The following is a 22,678-nucleotide window of genomic DNA, read 5'->3' on the forward strand; positions in this document are numbered from 1 at the left end:
AATATGATTTTCTGCTTTAGTTGAATGTGCTTTTTGTAGCAATAGGCCTTATGATTAGCGGCCTAATAATAAGCCTGCATGGAATGTGTGTAGTAATGCCACCAGAAGCCCCTCCTGTCAGATTTGGAATGTTGCTAACCCTGCTGGCTCGCTCTTGGAGAGCCGAGCTGGATCGGCGGCTGGCGCATCTTGGTTTATCTCAAGCGCGCTGGGTCGTGCTTCTGCACATTTCGCGTATACCTGAGGCGCCTACGCAACGAGAACTGGCGCAAAGCGTGGGTGTGGAAGGGCCTACCTTGGCACGACTCCTGGATAGCCTGGAAAATCAGGGTTTTGTGAAGCGCCTGATGGTTCCGGAGGATCGCCGGGCGAAAAAAATCGTGTTGACTGACAAGGCAGAGCCCTTGATTCGTCAAATAGAAGCCATTTCTTCGCAAATGCATCAAGATCTCATCTCTGGCATCGATGAAGAAGAGTTACAGAGTTGCCTGAAAGTGCATCAGACTATTCTCAAGAATCTTAACCGCTCTTGAGCAGATAACTTCTGCAAGACTTATCTGCAGATAGTTCTTGCAAGCGGTAGTTTTGTGACTTTTTCACATGGCCTGCTCCTTTAGTCTGCTTCCCTTCTGCGAATCATGACGTGCTTGTCATGCAGTTTTAGCGTGATCCACCGTAGACAATTCCAGCAAATAGGAGCTTGGTGGCTGGCAAGAACCGAGCCCCAAATTGGAGTTCTGTGTGTTGGCGACACCAAATTCGGTAATCGAGTCGACCTTTGTCAGACCCCTATTGGAACTTCCTTATTTGCATGGATATTGAGAATAGCTCTCAAAAATACTAAAGTCTGCCGCTGGACCCCATGTCGGTGGGTTGGGAAGTGCGAGGAACGCCAGTTCATGTCTACGGAGCGCGAACGTCTGCTGTCCGCCTTCATCGAGCATCGTGATGCTTTGCTCGGCTACCTTCGCCACCGCTTCGGCAGCCCGAGTCTGGCCGAGGACCTGGCTCAGGAAACCTGGCTGCGTCTGGCCAGGCATACGCCAGAACAGAATGTCGTCAATCCTCGCGCCTATCTGTTTCGTATTGCCACCAACCTGGGTACAGACCATCAACGGCATCAAGGCATGGATATCGAAGTGCAACTGGAGGACGAGCTGGTTGCCCAAATACCGGCGCAAGGAGTGGACCCAGCATGGGAAGTGCAGTCGCGTGATGAGCTTGAACACCTATTACATGTCGTTGACAGCCTGCCACCCCGTTGTCGAGAAATCTTCATCCTGTGCCGGGTCGATGGCCTGAGCCATGCGCAAATCGCCGAGCGTCTGAACATCTCCAAAAGCACGGTGGTTGCGCAAATGGTCAAGGCCTTGAGATCGGGCACGTTTTGCTGCCTGGCTGGAACAAGGTGAGCCGCAACAGCTGGCCTAGCAACGGGCCGGAGAGGTCTGGCGGCGACTCGACCCGGTGGCAGAGAGCCTGGCAGCCAGTCGAGCCGCTATTACCGAGATCTCTGTATCCCCCAAAAACCAGTCAGAACAGCCAATGGCTAAAGCCCGCCGAAAGCAAACCTGGCTGCTTCGTAGCATGGCCGCCATGCTATTGCTTGGCCTGGGATTAAGCTGGTGTTACGACCCAGCCTGGCTGGCGGACTACCGCACAGCGATTGCTGAACAGCGGCAATGGCATCTGGAGGACGGCTCGCTGATTCATGCGGCTCCCGATAGCGCACTGGATGTAAATTACAGTGACCATCAGCGGTATGTCCGTCTTTATCGTAGTGAAGCCTGGTTTCAGGTAGTGCCCGATGCGCAGCGGCCTTTTATTGTCGAGGCTGCCAAAGGCAACACCCAGGCTCTAGGGTCGCTCCTTCCATGGTGCTTGCACTCGGCCTTCTGAAAGGGGACATTGGCGCCGCTTTTAGCTCTGTGAAAACCCAAAAAATACCGATCGTTTCCACGCTAAAACAAAAACGATCAGCTTGATAGTGAGGCTAAAGAGCGTATTCCAGCCGGGAAGGTGCGTAAAAACGATCAAAATGAGAATTGCTGAGAGCGTGCCATTCAATCGACTTTCGCATCAAAGCTATCGGCCCTGGCCATTTTCCACATGCGGGCGTGCAGGTGCAGGCGGTCGCCATCCTGGCTGACCAGCAGTTCCCCTGGCTTGAGGAAGATATGCTGCTGGGAGAAGAGTTTGATTTCCGTTGCGGAAACGCGCCGCACCAGATGCTTGGGATCCAGCTCCGAAGGATGTCGAAGACCGGCGGCGGCGAGCATTTCGGCCAGTGCGGCGAGAGTGTTGCGGTGGAAATTGTAGACTTGCTGGGCTTTGTCTTCGACCACTACAGCCCTTTGGCGCAGCGGGTCTTGGGTGGCGATGCCAGTGGGGCAGCGATTGGTCTGGCAGGATTGTGACTGGATGCAGCCGAGCGCGAACATGAAACCGCGCGCCGAGTTGGCCCAGTCGGCACCGATGGCCAGTACGCTGAGGATGTCGAAGGCGCTGACAATCTTGCCGCTGGTGCCGATCTTGATCTTGTCGCGCAGGTTGGTGCCAACCAGGGTGTTATGTACAAACAGCAGCGCTTCGCGCATGGGAACACCGATATGGTCCGCGAACTCCAGAGGGGCTGCACCGGTGCCACCTTCCTTGCCGTCAACCACGATGAAATCGGGCAGGATGCCCGTTTCCAGCATGGCTTTGACGATGCTCATGAATTCCCAGAGATGACCCAGGCAGAATTTGAAGCCGACCGGTTTGCCGCCGGACAGCTCGCGTAGCTGGGCGATGAACTGCATCAGTTCGATCGGTGTGGAAAAAGCACTGTGGCGAGCTGGCGAGACGCAATCCTCGGTCATGATCACGCCGCGAGTGATGGAGATTTCTTCGGTAATCTTGTCCTTCGGCAGAATACCGCCGTGGCCCGGTTTGGCGCCTTGACTGAGCTTGATTTCGATCATCCGTACTTGCGGTAACTTGGCCTGGGCGGCGAAGCGTTCGGGGTCGAAACGGCCGTCGCTGGTGCGACAGCCAAAATAGCCGCTGCCGATTTCCCAGACCAGGTCGCCATCATGCTCGCGATGATAGCTGCTGATGCCGCCTTCTCCGCTGTCATGATAGAAATTGCCAAGCTTGGCACCCTTGTTCAAGGCGCGTACGGCATTGGCGCTAAGAGCGCCGAAACTCATCGCCGAGATGTTGAACAGCGAGGCGGAATAGGGCTGGGTGCATTGCGGTCCGCCAATGTCGACACGGAAACTGTCGGGGCTGGCCAATGGCGCCGGACGCATGGAGTGCCCGATGAATTCGAAGCCATCCTCGTACACATCTACCAATGTACCGAAAGGTTTATCCGCGCCCCTGTTCTGTGCACGTGCGTAGATCAACAGACGTTGGGTGCGCGAAAAAGGTAGTCGGTCATTGTCCCCTTCGATCAGGTACTGGCGGATTTCCGGACGAATACTTTCGATGAGATAGCGCAGATTGCCGAGCACCGGGTAATTGCGGCGTACTGAATAGCGTTTTTGCACAATGTCGGCGATACCAAGCAGGCTCAGAGCGGCGGTGACGAGGGTGAACGGTCGCAGCCATTCGTGTTCCCAAAAAGGCAGTGTGACCAAGGTGAACAGCACGCAGAAGGCAAAGAACGCGTACCGGCTCAGCAATGAAAGATTCATGAGCGAGTTCATGCAAGGCTCCGGAATATATTTAATAACTTATGCGCATTATCCTGCATTTTTTTTGCATAGATTTCTATGCGCTTGGTGCTTATTACTACGGATTGCGCCGGAACAATGCTGCTCGAATTCGCATCACAATCCATGCCAGGGTCGACCCTGCAAGGAGTTGAACATGAGCGAAAGTCCATTCACGGCAAGAATCGTGCAAAATCTGCTGGATACCGATTTTTATAAGCTCACCATGATGCAGGCCGTTCTGCACAATTATCCGAATGCCGAAGTCGAGTGGGAATTTCACTCTCGCAACGATGAGGATCTGCGGCCTTATTTCAGCGAGATTCGCCAGCAGTTGGAGCTATTGAGTGAAATGGCCATCAGCAGCGATCAGTTGGCCTTTCTCGAACGGATTTCTTGCTTGAAGCCGGATTTCCTGCGTTTTCTCGGCTTGTTTCGCTTCGATCTTGCTTACCTGCATGTGGGTATCGAGGATGATCGGTTATTCATCCGTCTGCGTGGGCCCTGGCTGCATGTGATTCTCTTCGAGGTGCCGTTACTGGCCATTATCAGCGAAGTGCGCAATCGTCAGCGCTACGGCTTGGCGACTCTGGAGCAGGTTCGCGAACGGCTTTACTACAAGCTGGAATGGCTTGTGCAGGAGGCTTCCGCCGAGGAGTTGGATGGTTTCAAACTGGCTGATTTCGGTACACGCCGGCGTTTTTCCTACGGTGTGCATGCCGAAGTAGTCGATATCCTGGTCCACGATTTCCCCGGTCGTTTCGTCGGGACCAGCAACTTGCATCTGGCGCGGGAGTATCAGCTCAAACCTATGGGTACCATGGCTCATGAGTGGCTGATGGCACACCAGCAGCTAGGCTCCCGGTTGATCGACAGCCAGAGCGCTGCCTTGGATTGCTGGGTTCGCGAATACCGTGGCCTCTTGGGGATTGCCTTGACCGATTGCATTACCATGGACGCTTTCCTGCGCGATTTCGATCTTTACTTTGCCAAGCTTTTCGATGGCTTGCGCCACGATTCGGGGGATCCGCTGGTGTGGGCGCATAAAGCCATTGCGCACTACGAGTCGCTGGGTATTGATCCGAGAACCAAGACGCTGGTGTTTTCCGATGGGCTGGATCTGCCCGGCGCGCTGGCTATCTATCGTGCATTACGGGGACAGATCGATATCAGCTTTGGGATCGGCACTAACCTGACGTGCGATATCCCGGGGATCGAGCCGATGAACATGGTGATCAAGATGACGGCCTGCAACGGCCAGCCAGTGGCGAAGATTTCCGACTCGCCGGGTAAGACCCAGTGTCGCGACGAGAATTTCCTCGCTTATCTGAAGCATGTGTTCAAGGTGGCCGAATAGCTTCTTGCCCTGGCCATTGTTGCTGTTCTGCCATCAACTATTTACAGGGCATGACGAACACCGGGATCGGCGCATAGTGCTTTGCCAGCAGAGCGAAAGCCTGCCTGTTATTCGCTATATGAGGTCAGACTTTCGTTATTTGCCGATGCCCGTTGCAGTCATCGCAGAAAGCTATTCGCTGCGAAGCTGTTTGACATGATCGAAGGCTTTTCCGCGCTCTGTCTGAGTGATCTTGCCGTCGCCATCCTTGTCCATGCGATTGAACTGCTTCTCTGCGTGGGTGAGGTATTCCTGTTTCGAGATGGCGCCATCTTTATTGGTATCCATTGCATCTACCTGTTTTTGCAGGCGACCTTGAACTTTCTCCTGGATTTTTTGGATTTGCTCATCGTCGCTGGCGTTGGCCATATTACTGCCCAGCAGGACAAGAGCGGTCAGGGCGATGAGTTTGCGCATGGTCTGCTTCCTTGAATGAACGTCTTGGTATGGGGGACGCTCGCCTTGATGAAATGTATATGCAAGCTTCGCCGAAACCTTTGTGTGTTGTCATCGCACCTTTTTCGATGCACGACCGGTCGGGTAGAAGAGTGCATCATCAAAGCCTGGAATCAAACACCTAGCCATCGCACTGCATGAGTGCTGCCAATTGTGCCGATGTGTTTTTGGCACCCATCGCCTGCGCGGCGGCGAAGGCGGTTATACCCTTGGCGTCGCGGACTTGGGGGTTGGCGCCATGCTGTAGCAGCAGGGCCACGATATCAGTCCGGTCGAACATGGCGGCCATCATCAAGGCTGTCTTGCCATCGGGTGATTTGGCTTCAACATTGGCGCCATGGCTCAGCAATAGCTTGGCCATGGCCAGGTTACCCTTGAAACCGCTGCCGGCCAGGGCAGTATGGCCGTTGTCGTTGCAGATATCCGGATCGGCGCCATGTTCGAGCAGTACTCGGCTGGCATCCAGATGGCCATGGTAGCTGGCCAGGATAAGTAAGGTATCGCCCTTGTGGTTGCGCAGATTGGGTGGCAAGTCATTGTCCAATAGCCGGACCAGCATTGACGCATCGCCGTTGCGCGCGACATCGAAAACCTGATCGGCAAATTCCTGGGCTTCTTCCGGCGTCATTTGCCGGGTGGTGGAAACGGCATTGGGTTGCGGGGTCGACATAGTGGCTCCCTTCAAGGCTGTCGTTTATCTGTCTAGAGAAGCTATGACCTTGCTGTTACCTGTGGGTGCCATGAATCATGGGTTCGTTTATGCGTTGATCATTTGCACTTGCGCGCCCTCGGTTGCGAGAGTGGCAGGTTTTCCTGAAGCTGTTCGTCACGCTGATTGGACACACGCTGTAGATGTTCGAAGGAGGTCGGTTCCGAGCCGTCGGCATTCAATTGTCGAATTTGTGTCGGTCGACCCTGTTCGTCGAGATAGACCTGACCGATTCCGGCGCTGTTCCACAGGCGTTCGCCGTGTTTGCTGCGGCTGGGAATGCGTGGAGTGACCTGCATACGGCGACGTTTAGTGAAGATGTTGAGCGGTGAACGAGGCGAATAGAGCCAGCGGTTCAGGCGGTCGAACCAGTTCAGCAGGTTTTCGGGAAACTGGTTCTTGATACCGCTGCTGGTGATCTGCCAGATACGCGGGCCAGCATCGCGGTGGCGAATCAGTATCTCGTAGGTGAACGAGTAGTGCACATCGCCGGAGAGGATCACGTAATTTGCCGGGGTACGCGAATGACGAAAGATATTGAGCATTACCTGGGCAGCGCCACGGTGAGCCATCCAGTTCTCGGCATCTACCATTAGCGGATGGCCGGCCCAGGTAAAGATGCGTTGCACTGCCTCGATCAGCTTGACGCCAAACATTGGCGCTGGGGAAACGATCACTACCGATTTCTCGTCGATCAATTCTGTTTGCAGTTCGCACAGGGCTTCCCAGTCCAGCAGGCCGGATGGTTGGATTCGTTGCCGTTCGTGGTGCCAGCGGCGCGTACGGGTATCCAGCACGATGAGCGATGGTTGGCCTGCAATGCGGTAATGCCAGTGTTTGAAGGCCAGTAAGCGATCAATTATCCGATCGTGCGATGCCAGCGGTAGATACTGCCGCGCGTCCCGATGGGCAAGCAGTGCCTGGGTATGTTCCAGTAGTTCGCCGAAATATTCCGGGGCATTGCCCCAGCCTTGGCAGAGCAGGTAGGCAAGCAAGGCATTGCCGACAATGCGGCGTGAAAAAGGATGGTTATAGACGTTGTCTTCCCAGCGGGCGGAGAGGTTCCAATCGTCGGTGACATCATGGTCATCGAAGATCATCAGGCAAGGAATTTGCGCCATGGCGCGTGCCGCTTGCGGCAGGTCATGAGCAAAGCTGCGAATGATTGTTTCCTGGCTTCGATAATGTTCGAGTTTCTCCTGCGGCAGGTTGGCAGGTATTATCGGTTCGATCAATCGCCAGGGTGTTGGTGACCAGACCAATAGATACATGGCCATGATTTCGGCCAGGGTAATCAAGTGGTTGGCTGCACTGGCAGTAGTAAAAATGGGTTTTCTCACGCCCCCGAAGAAACGTTCGCGCAATTCTTCGTTGGCCGTGTAGTCCGGCAGAAGTTCTTCGCGCCGGTAGTAAGTCTTGGGGTGAACGTAGAGCGCATCACTGCTGTCCACCTCGGCGCCTTCAAGGGTTTCCCCATATAGGCCCAGGCATTCGATCAGGCGGTGGATTGCCACCAGCAAAGGGCCGGCCACATCATCGGCATAGATCTGGTCGCCGCTCAGTATCAGCAGCGCCGGACGGTCCTGTGGGCGATCAAGGGTACTGCCGAGTAGCGCATCGACCTGGCCTAGGCCGTCTTTGCTGGGGCAGTGCGGTTTGCGGCAGGAACCATGCAGCAGATGATCATGTCGGTCGCGGCGGACGAAGCTTGGCTTGCTTTGGCCGGGATAGAGCAAGTGTGGTGCCCAGTCTGCGATGGAGCCAGCGCCTTCGATAAGCAGGTCGTAATGGATATATACGTTGGTTGGCAGCTTGCTTTCCAGGCTGATTTCGATCAGATGCACCCAGGCATGCTGGCCGATGGGGATATATCGACAACAGCTTGCATCGAGCGGCAGGTTCAGTTCGGTCGAACCCGATTCAGAATCTTCATAAATAAGCTGTAGTGTTGCCCGCAACTGCCTCGATCCCACCAGCCATAGCACCAGACGCGATGCTTCGAGGCGTCGCAGTAAGGGGCCGGACAGGACCGGTGGCAAGTTGCTGGATACAGCGATAGGAGACGACATGGAACTACTCATGGAGTGAACTTATTGATGATGGAGGCCTTGGAACGATACGCATCGATTTGCCGTGACTCAACGACCAAGGTTGGTCAAGCCGTCTTGGCAGGCTGGGTATAGCTAAGGAGACGTTCGTCTCATTTTTCGCGGGCAGGGAGATTTGTTGAGAAACAGTTCAGATTGAGATCGAGACGAAAGGTTTATTTTTGCTCCTTGGATTAGAATGCTTGTTGCACTGCTTTTCCCCCTCCCTGCCTGCCGAGCCCACTACATGAGAGCCAGAACTTTTTTTTCTGCCTGCAGCCTCTTTTTTCTCAGCACCGCTATTTTGCCAGTATCCAGCGTATATGCTGCCCAGCCCAAGGTGACAGTCCAGGCCAAACAGTTGGAGTTGGCTTCGACTAGTGCACTGGTGGTAGATCTGAATAGCGGTAAGGAAGTGTTTGCCAGTTTTCCCGATACGATCGTACCGATCGCATCGATCACCAAGCTGATGACCGCTATGGTAGTGCTGGATGCTCGTCAGTCTCTGGACGAGGTAATTCCTGTCACTATTCGCGATACTCAGGATCTCAAGGGCGTATTTTCGCGGGTTCGAGTGGGGAGTCTGTTGAGTCGGCGAGAGATGCTGCGCCTGGCACTGATGTCATCGGAGAACCGTGCTGCTTCGACCTTGGCGCACAATTATCCGGGTGGTCATACCATGTTCGTTGCCGCGATGAATGCCAAAGCGCGTGCGCTCGGCTTGCGCAATACCCGTTTTGCTGAACCGACCGGCTTGTCTACCCGAAACGTATCGACCGCACGTGACTTGGTGACCATGCTCAAGGCGGCACGCCAATACACGTTGATTCGCCAGATGAGTACTACGCCCAAGGGCGATGCCTATTTCCGTACGCCGAATTACGCCCTCAGCTTCTTCAATACCAACCCGTTGGTGCGCAATGCCGACTGGCACATCCAGTTGAGCAAGACCGGTTTCACCGATGCGGCTGGCCATTGTCTGGTGATGGTGGCAGAGGTCGGCAATCGGCCCATGGCCATGGTTCTGATGGGGTCGTTGGGCAAGGCTAGCCGCTTCGCCGATGCCAGCCGCGTGCGCAGTTGGGTCGAGACCGGTAAAAGTGCTCCGCTTCCGATTGCTGCAATCAGCTATAAACAGCAGCGTATCCAGCAGTTGCGCCAACTGGCGCTTTCCCGGGCTAACTGATTCGGTTGAAATAAGCGAGCGGTTCACTCGAACTCGAGTTTCTGCTCGCCGTAAATGCACACTTGATCGTGCATAGGGTTTTCCCTGGCATATATTGCTTGGTCGGCATGCTTGCACAATTCGCGCTCGCTTCGGCCATGCTCGGGGAAGAGGGCGATACCGATACGGCAAGAAATCTGTAATTGCATGCCATCGAGCAGAAAGGGAATACCCAGGCTACGACTGATTCTTTTCGCAACCATTAACGCCTCGGCACGATCATTGACCTTGCTCAGCAATACCACGAATTCGTCGCCACCAATTCTGGCTGCCAGTGTATCCACGGTGTACAGGCAAGCCTGGATGCGTCTGGCCGTATCTTGCAGTAGCCGGTCACCTGTAGCATGACCATGGTTGTCGTTGATCAGCCGGAAGTGATTCAGATTGATGAACAGGATCGCCAGGCCATGCTGTTCGCGTTGTGCCACAGCGAGCGCCTGTTGCAGATGCTCGCTGAATAGCGCCCAATTCGGTAAGTCTGTGAGTGAATCATGTTGAGCCATATGGCGGATTTTCTGCTCGGCCTGGCGACGATTGCTGATGTTACGACTCATACCGAGCAGGCCGATATAAGCTCCGTGGCGGTTGCGCATGGCGGAGACTTTTACTTCGATCCAAACCGTGGAGCCATTCCGACATGGCTGTTCCAGCTCTGTATGTAAATCAGGTACATCTTTACCATGGCGCAGCTTGCCGAGAATCTTGCGTAACTGCCGACGAACCGTAGTGGTCGATTGTGGTACCAAGGCTTCGTCGAGGCTCTGGCGCATCGTTTCAGCCGCGCTGTAACCGCGTAGTTTGAACACTGATGGGCTCATATAGGTACATTTACCCTGTAAATCCAGGGTCCAGAGTACCTCGGTAATATTATCGGCCAGCAAGTGCAGGCGTTCTTCACTGATGCGCAGGGCTTGTTCCGCTTGCTGGCTATAGTGCAGCGCCTGTCTTAGCCGTCGATTGATATACCAGCTATAGATAGTTATGAGGGCAGCCAGCAGCAATAGCACTGCCCCTATGGATAACCATGTCCGGTCGATGATCGGAGTGTTGCTCTGGTAGAGAAAGCCTTTAAGATCGAAGTGTTGAGGCATCAAGCCCAGAGAGGCATAGACCTGGGCGATATACTCCCAGCGAGCTGGATTCATATAGCCGATTTCAACCAGTTCCGGTTGTATCAGGGTGCGCATCTGGTCCGCCTGGTACTGGTAGAAATCCAGCGGATATTTTTTCTGCGAATAATGGGCGTTGATAAGCGCAGCGATCTCCTGAGGATGTCTGATCGCATAGCGCCAACCACGCAGAGTCGCTTCGCGGAAGGCTTCTACCTGGTCGGGATGCTGGTCGATTTCGCCTTCACTGGTAAAAAGATTGTCGCCGTAAAAATCGATGCCGACCGAGCGGGAAGTATAGAGTTGGAATGGCACTCCGGCTTGGGTCAGATAATAAGGCTCTTGGGTAATATTGCCGGAAATGGCATCGGCGCGGCCATTGATCAACTCCTGCGAGGCCGGATTTTCCGTACTGCTGAATATGCTTTCCAGTGAGGCGCCCTGTTGTCGCAAGTAAACCAGTAATTCATTGCTGTTCGGGCCCAGCAATATGCGTTTACCTGCAAGGTTTTGCGGCAGAGGCGTCGCCTGATTCTGGCGAACGATCAGCACCAAAGGGGAATACTGCTGGATTGCTGCCAGTGCCACTACCTGCAGACCGGCGTAGCGAGCCAGCAGTAGATTGGCAGCTCCAACCCCATACTGCGCCGAGCCGTTGACTACCTGGCGAATCGGATTTATATCGGGCGTTGCCTCGCGGATATCCACATCCAACCCAGCTTCCCAGTAGTAACCTTTCTCACGGGCGGCGTAATAGCCGGCGAAACGGAAGCTGTGAAAGCTGCTTAACTGCAGTACTACTCGCTGCAGATCGTCTGCCGCTTCGATACGGGGAGCACTCAAGGCAAATATAAAGGCTAAGAAATGGGGAGCTCGGGAAAAATGACGCAACAGCATATTCCAATCACATTCTTGTGGCCTGAATAAGGCGTGCACAATAGGAAGATAAAGCGGCTAATTCATTTATTTGCCATTTTAACGTCGATTGTTCGCCAGTCCCACTGGGAATGCCAGAATTCTGTCCTGAAGAGTAATTTTGTTGATATATAAAAATAATATTTAAAAAACATCTATTGATAGATTGCTACCAGGCAGCATTCTGTTTTTCTGCGGCAAGGGTAATTCGGACGAAATCCGGATGCGGAGAAAGGAACCACCGACAAGTGAACATCGTTTACGCTGTTTGGAGACGGCCGGCAATCGCTTGAGAATGTCGCAACACGGGGAGAATCCGGTATTTCAGGCAGAATAGAAAAGTTCTGGGCTCTATACCTGGACCATTCGCCCACATATTGAGAGAGGCACTATAGTGTTCGATGTCGTTATCAGTGGTACTGGTCTTTACCACCCGCCTTACAGTATTTCCAACGAAGAGCTGGTTACCTCCTTCAATACTTTCGTCGAGTGCTACAATCGCAAGCATGTGCTCTCCATCGAGGAAGGGAAGATTCAGCCGCTGGTCGAATCCAGCGCTGCCTTCATCGAAAAGGCTTCGGGTATCAAGAGCCGTTTCGTGACTGACAAGGATGGCATTCTCGACCCGGAACGCATGACGCCAAGGGTTCCTGAGCGTAATAACGAACAGTGGTCGATCCTTTGTGAGATGTCAGTCAAGGCTGCCAAGGACGCACTGGCTCGTGCTGGCCGAACATCGAGGGATATCGATGGAGTGATCGTGGCCTGTTCCAATTTGCAGCGCGCCTATCCTGCCATCGCCATCGAGGTCCAGGCAGCGCTGGGAATCCAGGGTTTTGGCTTCGACATGAATGTCGCTTGCTCGTCGGCCACTTTCGGTTTGCAGACGGCAGCCAATTGCGTACGTCTTGGCCAGGCCCGGGCCATCTTGCTGATTGATCCGGAAATCTGTACGGGGCATCTCAACTTTCGCGACCGCGATAGCCATTTTATCTTCGGCGACGCCTGTACGGCCATGCTCATTGAGCGGACCGACCTGGCCAGCTCTTCGTATCAATGGGAAATAGTTGGCAGCAAGTTGGTTACGCGTTTTTCAAACAATATCCGTAACAACTTCGGTTTTCTCAATCGTTGTGGTGAAGAAGGAATTGGCGCGCTGGACAAACTGTTCATGCAGGAGGGGCGCAAGGTCTTCAAGGAAGTCTGTCCGATGGTGGCCGAATTGATCGGCGGACATCTGCATGAAAATGCCATTCCGATTGAATCGATCAAGCGTTTCTGGCTGCATCAGGCTAACCTGAATATGAATCAACTGATTACACGCAAGTTGTTGGGGCGCGATCCTTCGATAGATGAGGCGCCAGTCATTCTCGATACCTATGCCAATACCAGTTCCGCTGGCTCGGTGATTGCCTTCCACTTACATCAGGATGATTTGCCGAGCGGTAGCCTGGGCGTTCTCAGCTCGTTCGGTGCCGGATACTCGGTAGGTAGCGTCATTCTGCGTAAGCGTTGATGCAGACTGCTGGCAGGGTTTTTTTCTGTAACGGAAAACAGCACACTTGGACCCATGCCTATCAAGACGATTTTTTCGCTTGCCGAGATCGAGCCTGCACGCTGGGATGCATTGTTACCGTCATTCCAACCTTTTCTTCGCCATGCCTTTCTGTCGACCCTGGAAGAAAGTGGCTGTGTTGGCGGCAAGACAGGTTGGCGTCCCGAGCACCGTCTGTCGTTTGATGCGCAGGGCCGGCTACAAGCGGCACTACCTTTGTATCGCAAGCGACATTCCTATGGGGAATACGTATTCGACTGGGCTTGGGCCGACGCCTGCCAGCAGGCCGGAATTGCCTACTATCCGAAACTATTATGTGGCATACCGTTCTCACCGGTAGCCGGTGCACGTTTGCTGGGTGATTGCGGAGCAGTGGGCGAATTGCTTGACACGCTGACGGGGTCGTTGGCGGAGCAGGGCATATCCAGCCTGCACATAAACTTCACCGCAGCGGCCACCGATGCAGTGATCCTGGATCGCGCCGGCTGGCTGGAGCGGATCGGCTGCCAGTTTCACTGGCATAACCGCGAATATCGGGACTTTAAGGATTTCCTTGATGCCTTGGCGTCGCGCAAGCGTAAGCAGATGCGCAAGGAACGTGAGCAGGTTGCGGGGCAGGGCATCGAGTTCGACTGGCGCGCTGGAGGCGAGCTGAGCGAGGCAGACTGGGATTTTGTGTATGCCTGTTATGCGAACACCTACGAGGCTCGCGGTCAGGCACCTTATCTTACCCGTGATTTTTTCAGTATGCTGGCCGAACGCATGCCCGAAGCAATCCGTGTGGTGATAGCGCGCCAGTCAGGCCGTTCGGTGGCCATGGCATTCTGTCTGACCGATGGAGAAAGTCTATACGGACGTTATTGGGGGTGCCTGGCTGAGTTCGACCGGTTGCATTTCGAGACCTGCTTCTATCAGGGCATCGAATATGCGATCGTCCAGGGTATTCGCCGGTTCGATGCTGGCGCTCAGGGTGAGCACAAGCTGATCCGCGGTTTCGAACCGGTTATCACTCGATCCTGGCATTATCTCGTACACCCCGGCTTGCGCCGGGCAGTGGCGGATTTTCTGGTGCACGAGAAGGAAGGCATACAACAATATGTCGCGTCGGCATGGGAAGCCTTGCCGTATCGGCAGCAGGAATAGACCAATCGGTTGGATCCCGTGACAACGATTATCTGCTTTATGTTTCGGTAGCTCGTTCCAGCAACGAGAAAGGCGCCAGTCTGCAGCCGCGTTCATTGGCTTCAAGGGCCCAGCCTCGACAGTCCCAGTCTCCCAGGACGATACGTTGTGCCGGTTGGCCATCGATCTTCAGGTCATGAATGGCGGGGCGATGGGTATGCCCATGAATCAGGACGCGTACGCCATGACGAAGCATTGTTTGCGTCACGGCTTCGGGGGTGACGTCGATGATTTCGCGAGCCGCCTCCTGTGTATGCATGCGGCTGGCTTCGCGAATCTTGCGTGCCATGTTGCGTCGGATCGAGAGTGGCAGGCGCCTGATGAAAAAAAGTGAGAGCGGATTACGAATCTGCCTGCGTTTGCGCTGATAGACCTCATCGCGGGTACAAAGCTCGTCGCCATGCAACAGCAGAACCGGTTCGCCCTGAATTCTGATTACACAATGCCCTTTGAGCAGGGTGCAGCCGGCTTCACGGCAAAAACGTCGCCCCAGCATGAAATCGCGATTCCCATGCATCAGGAATATCTGGGTACCACTGTCGGCCACACGACGTAGAGCACGGGCGATAGAGTGATGGTATTCGTTCATTCCGTCGTCCCCGATCCAGACTTCGAAAAAATCGCCAAGGATATAAAGTGCTTCGGCGTGAATGGCACGTTTTTCCAGAAAGCGCAGGAATGCCTGGGTAATATCCGGGCGACCTTCTTCGAGGTGCAGGTCGGAGATGAACAGAATGCTCATGGATCAATCGGCCAGCAGTTCGGCGCGTTCGATGACCACATCATCCACTGGCACATCCTGATGCCCAGCGCGAGACGAGGTTTTCACGTTCTTGATGCGGTCGACCACATCCAGACCTTCCACTACTTCGCCAAAAACAGCATAACCCCAGCCCTGGGCAGTCGGGGCAGTGTGATCGAGAAAGGTGTTGTCGGCGACATTGATGAAGAATTGCGCTGAAGCTGAATGCGGGTCCATGGTGCGTGCCATAGCGACAGTGCCGATCTTGTTGGAAAGGCCGTTGTTGGCTTCATTCTTGATTGGTGCACTGGTCGGCTTCTGCTTCATATTGGTGTCGAAGCCGCCACCTTGGATCATGAAGTTGCCGATGACACGATGGAAAATAGTGCCATCGTAATGGCCGTTTTTCACGTACTCCTTGAAATTGGTAGCGGTTTCCGGCGCTTTTTCTTCATCAAGTTTGATAGTAATGATGCCATGGTTAGTATGTAGCTTGATCATCAGGATTCCTTGGTTTTGATTGGTATGGTGATCAACAGAGACGGTATACAGGCAGTACTGCCGGCCCGAAGGCCACGCCGGGCAAGCGCTTTACTCTGTCAGGGGCTGAATGTGTTGGTTATGATAAGCACTTTGTACCGGCTGGCCTACCCTGACCGGTGTCGACATTTCCCTCAAGGATCTTATGAGCAAGCCCCAGACTCCCGCTGCTGCGAATTTCCTCCGCCCAATCGTCCAGGCTGACCTGGAGTCGGGTAAGCATTCGAAAGTCGTTACGCGTTTTCCACCTGAGCCTAACGGTTATCTGCATATCGGCCATGCCAAGTCGATTTGTCTCAACTTCGGGCTTGCCCAGGAGTTTGGGGGCGATTGTAATCTGCGCTTCGACGATACCAACCCGGCCAAGGAGGATCAGGAATACATCGATGCCATCAAGCGCGATGTCGAATGGCTGGGCTTTAAATGGGCCGGGCAGGAACGCTATGCCTCGAATTATTTCGATCAGTTGCATGAGTGGGCCGTTCATCTGATTAAGAGCGGCAAGGCTTATGTTTGCGACTTGTCTGCGGATGAGGCGCGAGAGTATCGCGGTACGCTGACTGAATCGGGACGTAACAGCCCTTACCGCGACCGGTCGGTAGTGGAAAATCTCGACCTGTTCGCTCGTATGCGGGCTGGTGAATATGCCGATGGCGAAAAGGTGCTGCGTGCCAGGATCGACATGAGTTCGCCGAACATGAATCTGCGTGACCCGATTCTCTATCGTATCCGTCATGCGCATCACCATCAGACGGGCGACAAGTGGTGTATCTACCCGAGCTACGATTTCACCCATGGGCAGTCCGATGCCATTGAGGGCATCACACATTCCATCTGTACGTTGGAGTTCGAAGACCATCGGCCATTGTACGAGTGGTTCCTCGCCAATCTGCCAGTACCGGCGCATCCGCGTCAGTATGAATTTGCCCGGCTTAACCTTAACTACACCATTACTAGCAAGCGCAAGCTCAAGCAATTGGTAGATGAAAAGCATGTCAGTGGCTGGGATGATCCACGCATGTCGACGCTTTCCGGCTATCGCCGGCGCGGCTATACGCCAGCGTCTATCCGCAACTTCTGCGACATGATCGGGGTGAATCGTGCTGGCGGTCTGGTTGATATCGGTATGCTGGAGTTTGCCATTCGAGAAGATCTGGACGCCAATGCTCCGCGAGCCATGTGCGTGCTGCGCCCGCTCAAGGTAGTCATAATCAACTATCCCGAAGGGCAGGTGGAAAATCTCGAGTTGGTGCGTCATCCCAAGCAGGACATGGGGGTACGTGTAGTGCCATTTTCCCGCGAACTTTATATCGATCATGATGACTATCAGGAAAACCCACCAAAAGGCTACAAACGCCTGGAACCGGGTGGTGAAGTGCGTTTGCGTGGCAGCTATGTGATCCGGGCTGAACAGGCTATCAAAGATACCGAAGGTAATATCCTTGAGTTGCACTGCAGCTACGACCCAGACACTCTCGGTAAAAATCCTGAGGGCCGTAAGGTCAAGGGCGTGATTCACTGGGTGCCTGCACAAGACAGTATCGAGTGCGAGGTGCGCTTGTATGATCGCCTTTTCCGTTCGCCTAACCCGGAAAAAACGGAGGAGGGCGGCAGCTTCCTGGATAATATCAACCCGGATTCGCTGGTCGTGCTCAAAGGGTGCCGAGCCGAACCTTCATTGAGGCTGGCAACACAGGAAGACCGTTTTCAATTTGAACGCGAAGGGTACTTTTGTATCGATCCCAAGAACAGCCAGCCGAACGCACCAGTATTCAATCGTACGGTGACTCTTCGTGACTCCTGGGGGCAATGATGGCACTTTCCATCTACAGCACTCTCAGTAAAACCAAAGAGGCCTTTCGGCCGCTTCAAGGCAATCGGGTTCGCATGTACGTTTGCGGCATGACCGTGTACGACTACTGTCATATTGGTCACGCCCGGGTGATGGTGACCTTCGATATGGTCGCCCGCTGGCTACGCTACAGTGGCTATGAGCTGATTTATGTACGCAATATCACCGATGTCGATGACAAGATCATTCGTCGTGCCAATGAAAATGGCGAGCCGTTTTCTGCTTTGACCGACCGTATGATCACGGCTATGCATGAGGATGAAGCGCGGCTCAATGTCTTGCGTCCCGACGAGGAACCACGCGCAACCGATCATATTGCCGGTATGCATGCAATGATCCAGACCTTGGTTGACAAAGAATTTGCCTACGCGCCTGGCAATGGTGATGTCTATTATCGAGTCGGCAAATTTGCCAATTATGGCAAGTTGTCACGTCGCCGAATCGAAGAGCTGCGTATCGGCGCGCGTGTCGAAGTGGCGGAAGCCAAGGAAGACCCGTTGGATTTCGTGCTCTGGAAGGGTGCAAAGCCAGGCGAACCAAGTTGGAATTCTCCTTGGGGGGCCGGGCGACCTGGATGGCATATCGAGTGCTCGGTCATGTCGACCTGCTGCCTGGGAGATACTTTTGACATTCATGGTGGTGGACCGGATCTGGTTTTTCCGCATCATGAAAACGAGATTGCCCAGAGCGAGGCTGCTACTGGAAAGCCTTACGCTAATATCTGGATGCATGCGGGGGCTGTGCGTGTCGATGGGGAGAAAATGTCTAAATCACTGGGCAATTTCTTCAGTATTCGCGAAGTTTTGGAAAAATATCATCCAGAGGTCGTGCGTTATCTTCTGACTGCCAGCCATTACCGTAGTCCGATCAACTATTCGGAAGAAAGCCTCAGGGAGGCCAAGGGGGCGCTGGAGCGTTTCTATCATGCTTTAAAAGGTTTGCCACCAGCTGCCGCTGCTGGTGATCAAACCTTTGTCGAGCGTTTTACTGCTGCCATGGATGATGACTTCAATACACCGGAAGCCTGTGCAGTACTGTTCGACATGGCACGGGAAATCAATCGTTTGCGTGAGGTAAATATTCCGGCTGCAGCCAGCCTTGCTGCGGGTATGAAGAAACTTGCCAATCTGCTTGGGGTATTGCTGTTGGAGTCGGACGAGTTCCTGCGTGCAGGGGCCGAGGGCAGAATCGATTCCATTCATGTTGAAGCACTGATTGCAGCAAGGCTCAATGCCAGAGCGGAGAAAAACTGGACAGAATCCGACCGAATCCGGGATCAGCTTGCTGCCATGGGGGTTGTACTGGAAGATGGCAAGGGTGGTACCACATGGCGTCTTGATGCCGAATAAGATGAAAGAAAGAGACGGTGTTTATGCCGTCTCTTTCTTTCAGGTTCAGGCATGTAACTGCTCAGCAGCATACAAAGTATTCTCCAGCAGACATGCCCGGGTCATGGGGCCTACACCACCGGGAACTGGTGTGATCCAGCCTGCCCGCTGGGCCGCAGGTTCGAATTCCACATCGCCGATCAGTCGGCCATCGGCTTGGCGATTGATGCCAACATCTATGACGATCGCTCCCTTCTTGATCCAATCACCCTTGACCAGGCCTGTGATACCGGTTGCAACCACAACCAGATCGGCTCTCTGTACATGTTCGGCAAGGTTACGAGTAAAGCGGTGCGTTACAGTAACAGTGCAGCCTGCCAGCAATAATTCGAGTGCCATCGGCCTGCCAACGATATTCGACGCTCCAACCACTACTGCATCCAGACCATGCAGATCGATTCCAGTGCTTTGCAGCAGATTCATGACTCCTCTCGGCGTACAAGGCTGTAACAGGGGCATACGCTGGGCAAGGCGTCCGATGTTATAAGGGTGAAAACCGTCTACATCCTTGTCAGGCCGAATTCGCTCGAGTAATTGGGAGGCGTCTAAATGTCTGGGTAAGGGTAGTTGCACCAGTATGCCATCGATGGTCGGATCTTCATTCAAGCTATCAATCAGACTCATCAGAGCCTTCTGGCTGGTGTCAGCCGGAAGATCATGCGCTACTGAAAGAAATCCAACTTCCTCGCAATCCTTGCGTTTATGAGAGACGTACACCTGCGAGGCAGGGTCGCTGCCGACCAAGATTACGGCTAATCCAGGTGCTCTCAAATTCTGGCTGTGGCGTTCTGCGACCCGTTTTGCGATGTGCTGGCGGATATTGGCTGCGATCGTCTTGCCATCGATCAGTTGTGCGGTCATGACGCTTGGTTAACCATCGGGAAATTTGGAAAAGAAGTCTATATTCTCGCATGGCATCAAGGACAGGCAAAAGTAGGCAAAGTCAATTGATGAAGTATTTTATCCATGTGGCTGAAATTTTTAGAATATGAAGGTTGACGCTTGCTCAGGGGGTCTATAAGATCTGCCCCGCTTGTCGAGCACAGCCTGTTGCTGAGTACGGTGGCTTTCGAAAGTTATTGTTTTTCGAGGCTGGAGCTTAAGGTTACGAATTCAGTGAATTCGCATAAGGCGCCCGTAGCTCAGCTGGATAGAGCATCCGCCTTCTAAGCGGATGGTCGCAGGTTCGAGTCCTGCCGGGTGCGCCAATTATGGTGTGGTTACAAGCGATAGTTGAAAATGGTGGGCGTAGCTCAGTTGGTAGAGCACAGGATTGTGGCTCCTGGTGTCGTGGGTTCGATTCCCATCGTCCACCCCATATTCAAGCGACAGATAATCAGCCTGGCGCATCTATTAGATATTTTGAATCCGCGGACGTGGTGGAATTGGTAGACACGCTGGATTTAGGTTCCAGTGCCGCAAGGTGTGAGAGTTCGAGTCTCTCCGTCCGCACCACTTATATGTTTACATATGCTTCCGCATAACCCGCAAAGTTAGATAAACCGGCCTCTTGAGTCGGTTTTTTTATGCCCACATATACCTATATATGCGTTGTATCCCTGTATCTGAAAAAATATCGAACTATGGGATACTCCGAGCGTCGTCGTGCAGACGCGTGGGGTTGTAGAAGCCATGGGTGTAGACGATGGCGGTGTGAATATCTGCCCTGGTGTCATAGACACCACTGCGTTGTCCCAGCAGTTGTCCTTGCGGCTCATGCTCGGCACGAAGCCGTGGGCGGTGATCGTCCGGGAGAACTCGCCACTGGTGTATTGAGCGGATTCAACCGGTCGGAATGGAAACAACACTCCCGCACCATGCGTGGACGGCCGTAGGTGCCGCGACTGCCGGCGTGGATCATGTGCTGATCCGCGCGCAAGGCGGCATCCGGATTCGGGCGGTCCTGACGGTGCAAGCGTGGGAGCCGGAGACCAACACGGCCAGCATGCGGCATAACGACCTGACCGGATAGCAAGTCCGTTCATGCGCGACAGTTCGCTCTCCAACTTGCCGACCGGCTGGCGTTCAAGTCATCAATACTGATGTTGGTTTGCTTGTCCATCGTCTCGATTTTTTAATCGAGACTCTCGACGCGCTGCATCAACTGGGTTGCCGAGGCAGGCAGTTGTTCAGGGCTTAATTGGTCGAGATTCGGATGCGAAGTCATGCCGCCGATTTTGTCAGAGAGGGCTCTGGGCGGCGATAGACTGATGGGCTAATGACGCTGGCAAGCCAGCCATCATCACCAGCGGCAGTGATGATACGGCTGGCGCTGGATCGAGCGCTACCGACACAGTGGATATTCGCAGCGTTGAGCAACGGGCTTGTTTGCATAAGTGATTGATATTTTCAGTGAGTTTGATAGCAGTCCTGCATTAATCAATAAAAATAATGCGCTTATCATTTCAATAACTTTGCTCCAGTATTTTTTCTCACAAGAATGTGTGCATTCCGTACATGTAATAAATGCTGGAGATCAATATGAGTGTATTGCACACTAAGGTTGTATCTATTCGCTCCCAGGCGAGCGCTATTTTCCGAGTAACCTCCGGAAATTTTCTCGAACAGTTCGACTTCTTTCTTTTCGGTTTTTACGCGACCTATATTGCCGCCGCTTTCTTTCCCTCCAGCAGTGAATTCGCTTCTCTCATGATGACTTTCGCCGCCTTCGGCGCCGGTTTCCTCATGCGGCCATTAGGAGCGATTGTGCTAGGTGCTTATATTGATGAGGTAGGTCGCCGCAAAGGCTTGATTGTGACCTTATCAATCATGGCCAGCGGCACCTTTCTGATTGTGCTTGTACCAAGCTACGAGAGTATCGGCCTGTTGGCTCCTGTGCTGGTATTGCTAGGTCGCTTGCTGCAAGGTTTTTCGGCTGGTGCTGAGTTGGGTGGTGTATCGGTTTATTTGGCAGAAATGGCCACGCCAGGTAGAAAAGGTTTTTACACCAGTTGGCAGTCAGGCAGCCAGCAAGTCTCTATTGTCGTTGCCGCTGCCTTGGGTTATGGCCTGAATGAATGGCTGTCGGCCGCCACCATTGCAGATTGGGGCTGGCGCATACCGTTTATGGTCGGCTGTCTGATCGTACCGTTTATCTTTTTGCTGCGCCGCACGCTGGAAGAAACGGAAGAATTCAGCGCGCGTACTCATCGCCCATCCATGCGCCAGGTATTTAGTACGCTGCTGGATAATTGGAGTCTTGTGGTGGCAGGCATGCTGATGGTAGCCATGACCACGACAGCCTTTTATTTGATCACCGTTTACGCGCCCACCTTTGGCAAAACGGTGCTCAACCTCAGTACCGGCGACAGCCTGATCGTCACCCTGCTGGTAGCCATCTCCAATTTCATCTGGTTGCCCATCGGTGGTGCGCTTTCCGATCGCATCGGTCGCAAGCCCCTCTTGATCGCCATAACAGTGCTGGCCATTTTCACGACCTATCCAGCCCTATCCTTTTTGGGTTCTGCGCCCAGCTTTGAGCATATGCTTGAGGTGCTGCTATGGCTGTCATGCATGTACGGTCTATACAACGGCGCAATGATCCCTGCGCTCACCGAGATCATGCCGGTAGAAGTGCGAGTGGCTGGTTTTTCCCTGGCCTACAGCCTGGCTACTGCAGTATTCGGCGGATTTACACCAGCTATCTCTACTTGGTTAATCCATATCACCACCGACAAAGCTGCACCTGGTTATTGGATGAGCTTTGCCGCGCTCTGTGCTCTGGCTGCAACGCTATTCCTATACCGTCGTAACCAAATGCAACTACGCCCAGCGCTATAACAACAAACTCTCTGCAAAAGAGAATAGCAACGATGAACACTTTT

The 22,678-nt window shown here is 53.7% G+C and carries 19 protein-coding genes and 3 tRNA genes; 14 read left to right on the forward strand and 8 right to left on the reverse strand.

The window, feature by feature from the left end:
- Window positions 1-95: 95 nt before the first annotated feature.
- The 3 genes from slyA (at window position 96) to FHR87_RS14020 (ending at window position 1,899) form a co-directional block, all read left to right on the forward strand.
- Window positions 96-533 carry a transcriptional regulator SlyA gene (gene slyA / locus FHR87_RS14010; RefSeq protein ID WP_183167339.1) on the forward strand — a complete coding sequence of 146 codons (438 nt, stop codon included), beginning with the start codon at window positions 96-98 and terminating at the stop codon, window positions 531-533.
- A 366-nt stretch (window positions 534-899) separates the two neighbouring features.
- Window positions 900-1,412, forward strand: a complete 513-nt coding sequence (locus FHR87_RS14015; RefSeq protein ID WP_183167340.1) for an RNA polymerase sigma factor — start codon at window positions 900-902, stop codon at window positions 1,410-1,412.
- Window positions 1,413-1,545: 133 nt separating this feature from the next.
- Window positions 1,546-1,899 (forward strand): FecR family protein, encoded by a 354-nt coding sequence (locus FHR87_RS14020; RefSeq protein ID WP_183167341.1) that lies wholly within the window; start codon window positions 1,546-1,548, stop codon window positions 1,897-1,899.
- 164 nt (window positions 1,900-2,063) lie between these two features.
- Here FHR87_RS14020 and FHR87_RS14025 read toward each other — a convergent pair whose 3' ends face one another.
- The gene (locus FHR87_RS14025) at window positions 2,064-3,680 is read right to left on the reverse strand and encodes an FMN-binding glutamate synthase family protein (RefSeq protein WP_183167342.1); all 1,617 of its coding nucleotides are present in this window, start codon (window positions 3,678-3,680) and stop codon (window positions 2,064-2,066) included.
- 175 nt (window positions 3,681-3,855) lie between these two features.
- On the opposite strand from FHR87_RS14025, the gene pncB reads away from it, so the two are divergent.
- Complete coding sequence (pncB, locus tag FHR87_RS14030) at window positions 3,856-5,055, forward strand: nicotinate phosphoribosyltransferase (protein WP_183167343.1); 1,200 nt, start codon at window positions 3,856-3,858, stop codon at window positions 5,053-5,055.
- A 171-nt stretch (window positions 5,056-5,226) separates the two neighbouring features.
- Here the strand turns inward: pncB and FHR87_RS14035 are convergent, their stop codons facing one another.
- From FHR87_RS14035 to FHR87_RS14045, 3 genes are all read right to left on the reverse strand, one after another.
- Entirely contained in the window at window positions 5,227-5,511 is a 285-nt protein-coding gene (locus FHR87_RS14035) for an EF-hand domain-containing protein (RefSeq protein WP_183167344.1), read from the reverse strand.
- Window positions 5,512-5,671: 160 nt separating this feature from the next.
- Window positions 5,672-6,220, reverse strand: coding sequence for an ankyrin repeat domain-containing protein (locus FHR87_RS14040; RefSeq protein WP_246336047.1), 549 nt, complete (start codon window positions 6,218-6,220; stop codon window positions 5,672-5,674).
- Between the two features lie 98 nt (window positions 6,221-6,318).
- On the reverse strand, window positions 6,319-8,328 hold the full coding sequence (locus FHR87_RS14045) for an alkaline phosphatase D family protein (protein ID WP_420826742.1): 2,010 nt from the start codon (window positions 8,326-8,328) through the stop codon (window positions 6,319-6,321).
- Window positions 8,329-8,593: 265 nt separating this feature from the next.
- Between FHR87_RS14045 and pbpG the strand changes: the two genes are divergently transcribed.
- Window positions 8,594-9,532, forward strand: a complete 939-nt coding sequence (gene pbpG / locus FHR87_RS14050) for a D-alanyl-D-alanine endopeptidase (protein ID WP_183167346.1) — start codon at window positions 8,594-8,596, stop codon at window positions 9,530-9,532.
- A gap of 23 nt (window positions 9,533-9,555) precedes the next feature.
- Here the strand turns inward: pbpG and FHR87_RS14055 are convergent, their stop codons facing one another.
- Window positions 9,556-11,523: a diguanylate cyclase domain-containing protein gene (locus FHR87_RS14055; protein WP_183167347.1), complete on the reverse strand. Its 1,968-nt coding sequence runs from the start codon at window positions 11,521-11,523 to the stop codon at window positions 9,556-9,558.
- Between the two features lie 466 nt (window positions 11,524-11,989).
- Here FHR87_RS14055 and FHR87_RS14060 point away from each other — a divergent pair, with 466 nt between their 5' ends.
- Together FHR87_RS14060 and FHR87_RS14065 are read left to right on the forward strand one after the other, a co-directional pair.
- Complete coding sequence (locus tag FHR87_RS14060; protein WP_183167348.1) at window positions 11,990-13,111, forward strand: beta-ketoacyl-ACP synthase III; 1,122 nt, start codon at window positions 11,990-11,992, stop codon at window positions 13,109-13,111.
- A gap of 54 nt (window positions 13,112-13,165) precedes the next feature.
- On the forward strand, window positions 13,166-14,293 hold the full coding sequence (locus tag FHR87_RS14065) for a GNAT family N-acetyltransferase (RefSeq protein ID WP_183167349.1): 1,128 nt from the start codon (window positions 13,166-13,168) through the stop codon (window positions 14,291-14,293).
- Window positions 14,294-14,330: 37 nt separating this feature from the next.
- Here FHR87_RS14065 and FHR87_RS14070 read toward each other — a convergent pair whose 3' ends face one another.
- Both FHR87_RS14070 and FHR87_RS14075 read right to left on the reverse strand, forming a co-directional pair.
- The gene (locus FHR87_RS14070) at window positions 14,331-15,074 is read right to left on the reverse strand and encodes a UDP-2,3-diacylglucosamine diphosphatase (protein WP_183167350.1); all 744 of its coding nucleotides are present in this window, start codon (window positions 15,072-15,074) and stop codon (window positions 14,331-14,333) included.
- Window positions 15,075-15,077: 3 nt separating this feature from the next.
- The gene (locus tag FHR87_RS14075; RefSeq protein WP_183167351.1) at window positions 15,078-15,575 is read right to left on the reverse strand and encodes a peptidylprolyl isomerase; all 498 of its coding nucleotides are present in this window, start codon (window positions 15,573-15,575) and stop codon (window positions 15,078-15,080) included.
- A gap of 184 nt (window positions 15,576-15,759) precedes the next feature.
- On the opposite strand from FHR87_RS14075, the gene FHR87_RS14080 reads away from it, so the two are divergent.
- Together FHR87_RS14080 and cysS are read left to right on the forward strand one after the other, a co-directional pair.
- Complete coding sequence (locus FHR87_RS14080; protein ID WP_183167352.1) at window positions 15,760-17,427, forward strand: glutamine--tRNA ligase/YqeY domain fusion protein; 1,668 nt, start codon at window positions 15,760-15,762, stop codon at window positions 17,425-17,427.
- Window positions 17,427-18,815 carry a cysteine--tRNA ligase gene (gene cysS / locus FHR87_RS14085; RefSeq protein ID WP_183167353.1) on the forward strand — a complete coding sequence of 463 codons (1,389 nt, stop codon included), beginning with the start codon at window positions 17,427-17,429 and terminating at the stop codon, window positions 18,813-18,815. The genes FHR87_RS14080 and cysS overlap by 1 nt, the downstream gene beginning before the upstream one ends.
- A 45-nt stretch (window positions 18,816-18,860) precedes the next feature.
- Here the strand turns inward: cysS and folD are convergent, their stop codons facing one another.
- Complete coding sequence (gene folD, locus FHR87_RS14090; protein WP_183167354.1) at window positions 18,861-19,715, reverse strand: bifunctional methylenetetrahydrofolate dehydrogenase/methenyltetrahydrofolate cyclohydrolase FolD; 855 nt, start codon at window positions 19,713-19,715, stop codon at window positions 18,861-18,863.
- A gap of 270 nt (window positions 19,716-19,985) precedes the next feature.
- Here folD and FHR87_RS14095 point away from each other — a divergent pair.
- The 5 genes from FHR87_RS14095 (at window position 19,986) to tcuC (ending at window position 22,634) form a co-directional block, all read left to right on the forward strand.
- Window positions 19,986-20,062 (forward strand) — tRNA-Arg (locus FHR87_RS14095).
- 34 nt (window positions 20,063-20,096) lie between these two features.
- Window positions 20,097-20,172 (forward strand) — tRNA-His (locus FHR87_RS14100).
- A gap of 52 nt (window positions 20,173-20,224) precedes the next feature.
- Window positions 20,225-20,309 (forward strand) — tRNA-Leu (locus FHR87_RS14105).
- 150 nt (window positions 20,310-20,459) lie between these two features.
- A complete protein-coding gene (locus tag FHR87_RS14110; RefSeq protein WP_183167355.1) occupies window positions 20,460-20,630 on the forward strand; it encodes a hypothetical protein in 171 nt (56 codons plus the stop codon).
- Window positions 20,631-21,335: 705 nt separating this feature from the next.
- Entirely contained in the window at window positions 21,336-22,634 is a 1,299-nt protein-coding gene (tcuC, locus tag FHR87_RS14115; protein WP_183167356.1) for an MFS transporter, read from the forward strand.
- Window positions 22,635-22,678 lie beyond the last annotated feature (44 nt).

The sequence above is a fragment of the Azomonas macrocytogenes genome, assembly GCF_014191985.1.
Taxonomy (GTDB): domain Bacteria; phylum Pseudomonadota; class Gammaproteobacteria; order Pseudomonadales; family Pseudomonadaceae; genus Azomonas; species Azomonas macrocytogenes.

Excerpts from the sequence above, each read along its gene's own strand:
- FHR87_RS14040 (WP_246336047.1), bottom strand. The coding sequence starts at position 6,220 with ATGTCGACCCCGCAACCCAATGCCGTTTCCACCACCCGGCAAATGACG.
- pncB (WP_183167343.1), top strand. The coding sequence starts at position 3,856 with ATGAGCGAAAGTCCATTCACGGCAAGAATCGTGCAAAATCTGCTGGAT.
- FHR87_RS14065 (WP_183167349.1), top strand. The coding sequence starts at position 13,166 with ATGCCTATCAAGACGATTTTTTCGCTTGCCGAGATCGAGCCTGCACGC.
- folD (WP_183167354.1), bottom strand. The coding sequence starts at position 19,715 with ATGACCGCACAACTGATCGATGGCAAGACGATCGCAGCCAATATCCGC.
- FHR87_RS14070 (WP_183167350.1), bottom strand. The coding sequence starts at position 15,074 with ATGAGCATTCTGTTCATCTCCGACCTGCACCTCGAAGAAGGTCGCCCG.
- slyA (WP_183167339.1), top strand. The coding sequence starts at position 96 with ATGCCACCAGAAGCCCCTCCTGTCAGATTTGGAATGTTGCTAACCCTG.
- cysS (WP_183167353.1), top strand. The coding sequence starts at position 17,427 with ATGGCACTTTCCATCTACAGCACTCTCAGTAAAACCAAAGAGGCCTTT.
- FHR87_RS14080 (WP_183167352.1), top strand. The coding sequence starts at position 15,760 with ATGAGCAAGCCCCAGACTCCCGCTGCTGCGAATTTCCTCCGCCCAATC.
- FHR87_RS14020 (WP_183167341.1), top strand. The coding sequence starts at position 1,546 with ATGGCTAAAGCCCGCCGAAAGCAAACCTGGCTGCTTCGTAGCATGGCC.
- FHR87_RS14075 (WP_183167351.1), bottom strand. The coding sequence starts at position 15,575 with ATGATCAAGCTACATACTAACCATGGCATCATTACTATCAAACTTGAT.
- FHR87_RS14045 (WP_420826742.1), bottom strand. The coding sequence starts at position 8,328 with ATGTCGTCTCCTATCGCTGTATCCAGCAACTTGCCACCGGTCCTGTCC.
- FHR87_RS14025 (WP_183167342.1), bottom strand. The coding sequence starts at position 3,680 with ATGAATCTTTCATTGCTGAGCCGGTACGCGTTCTTTGCCTTCTGCGTG.
- FHR87_RS14015 (WP_183167340.1), top strand. The coding sequence starts at position 900 with ATGTCTACGGAGCGCGAACGTCTGCTGTCCGCCTTCATCGAGCATCGT.
- FHR87_RS14035 (WP_183167344.1), bottom strand. The coding sequence starts at position 5,511 with ATGCGCAAACTCATCGCCCTGACCGCTCTTGTCCTGCTGGGCAGTAAT.
- pbpG (WP_183167346.1), top strand. The coding sequence starts at position 8,594 with ATGAGAGCCAGAACTTTTTTTTCTGCCTGCAGCCTCTTTTTTCTCAGC.
- tcuC (WP_183167356.1), top strand. The coding sequence starts at position 21,336 with ATGAGTGTATTGCACACTAAGGTTGTATCTATTCGCTCCCAGGCGAGC.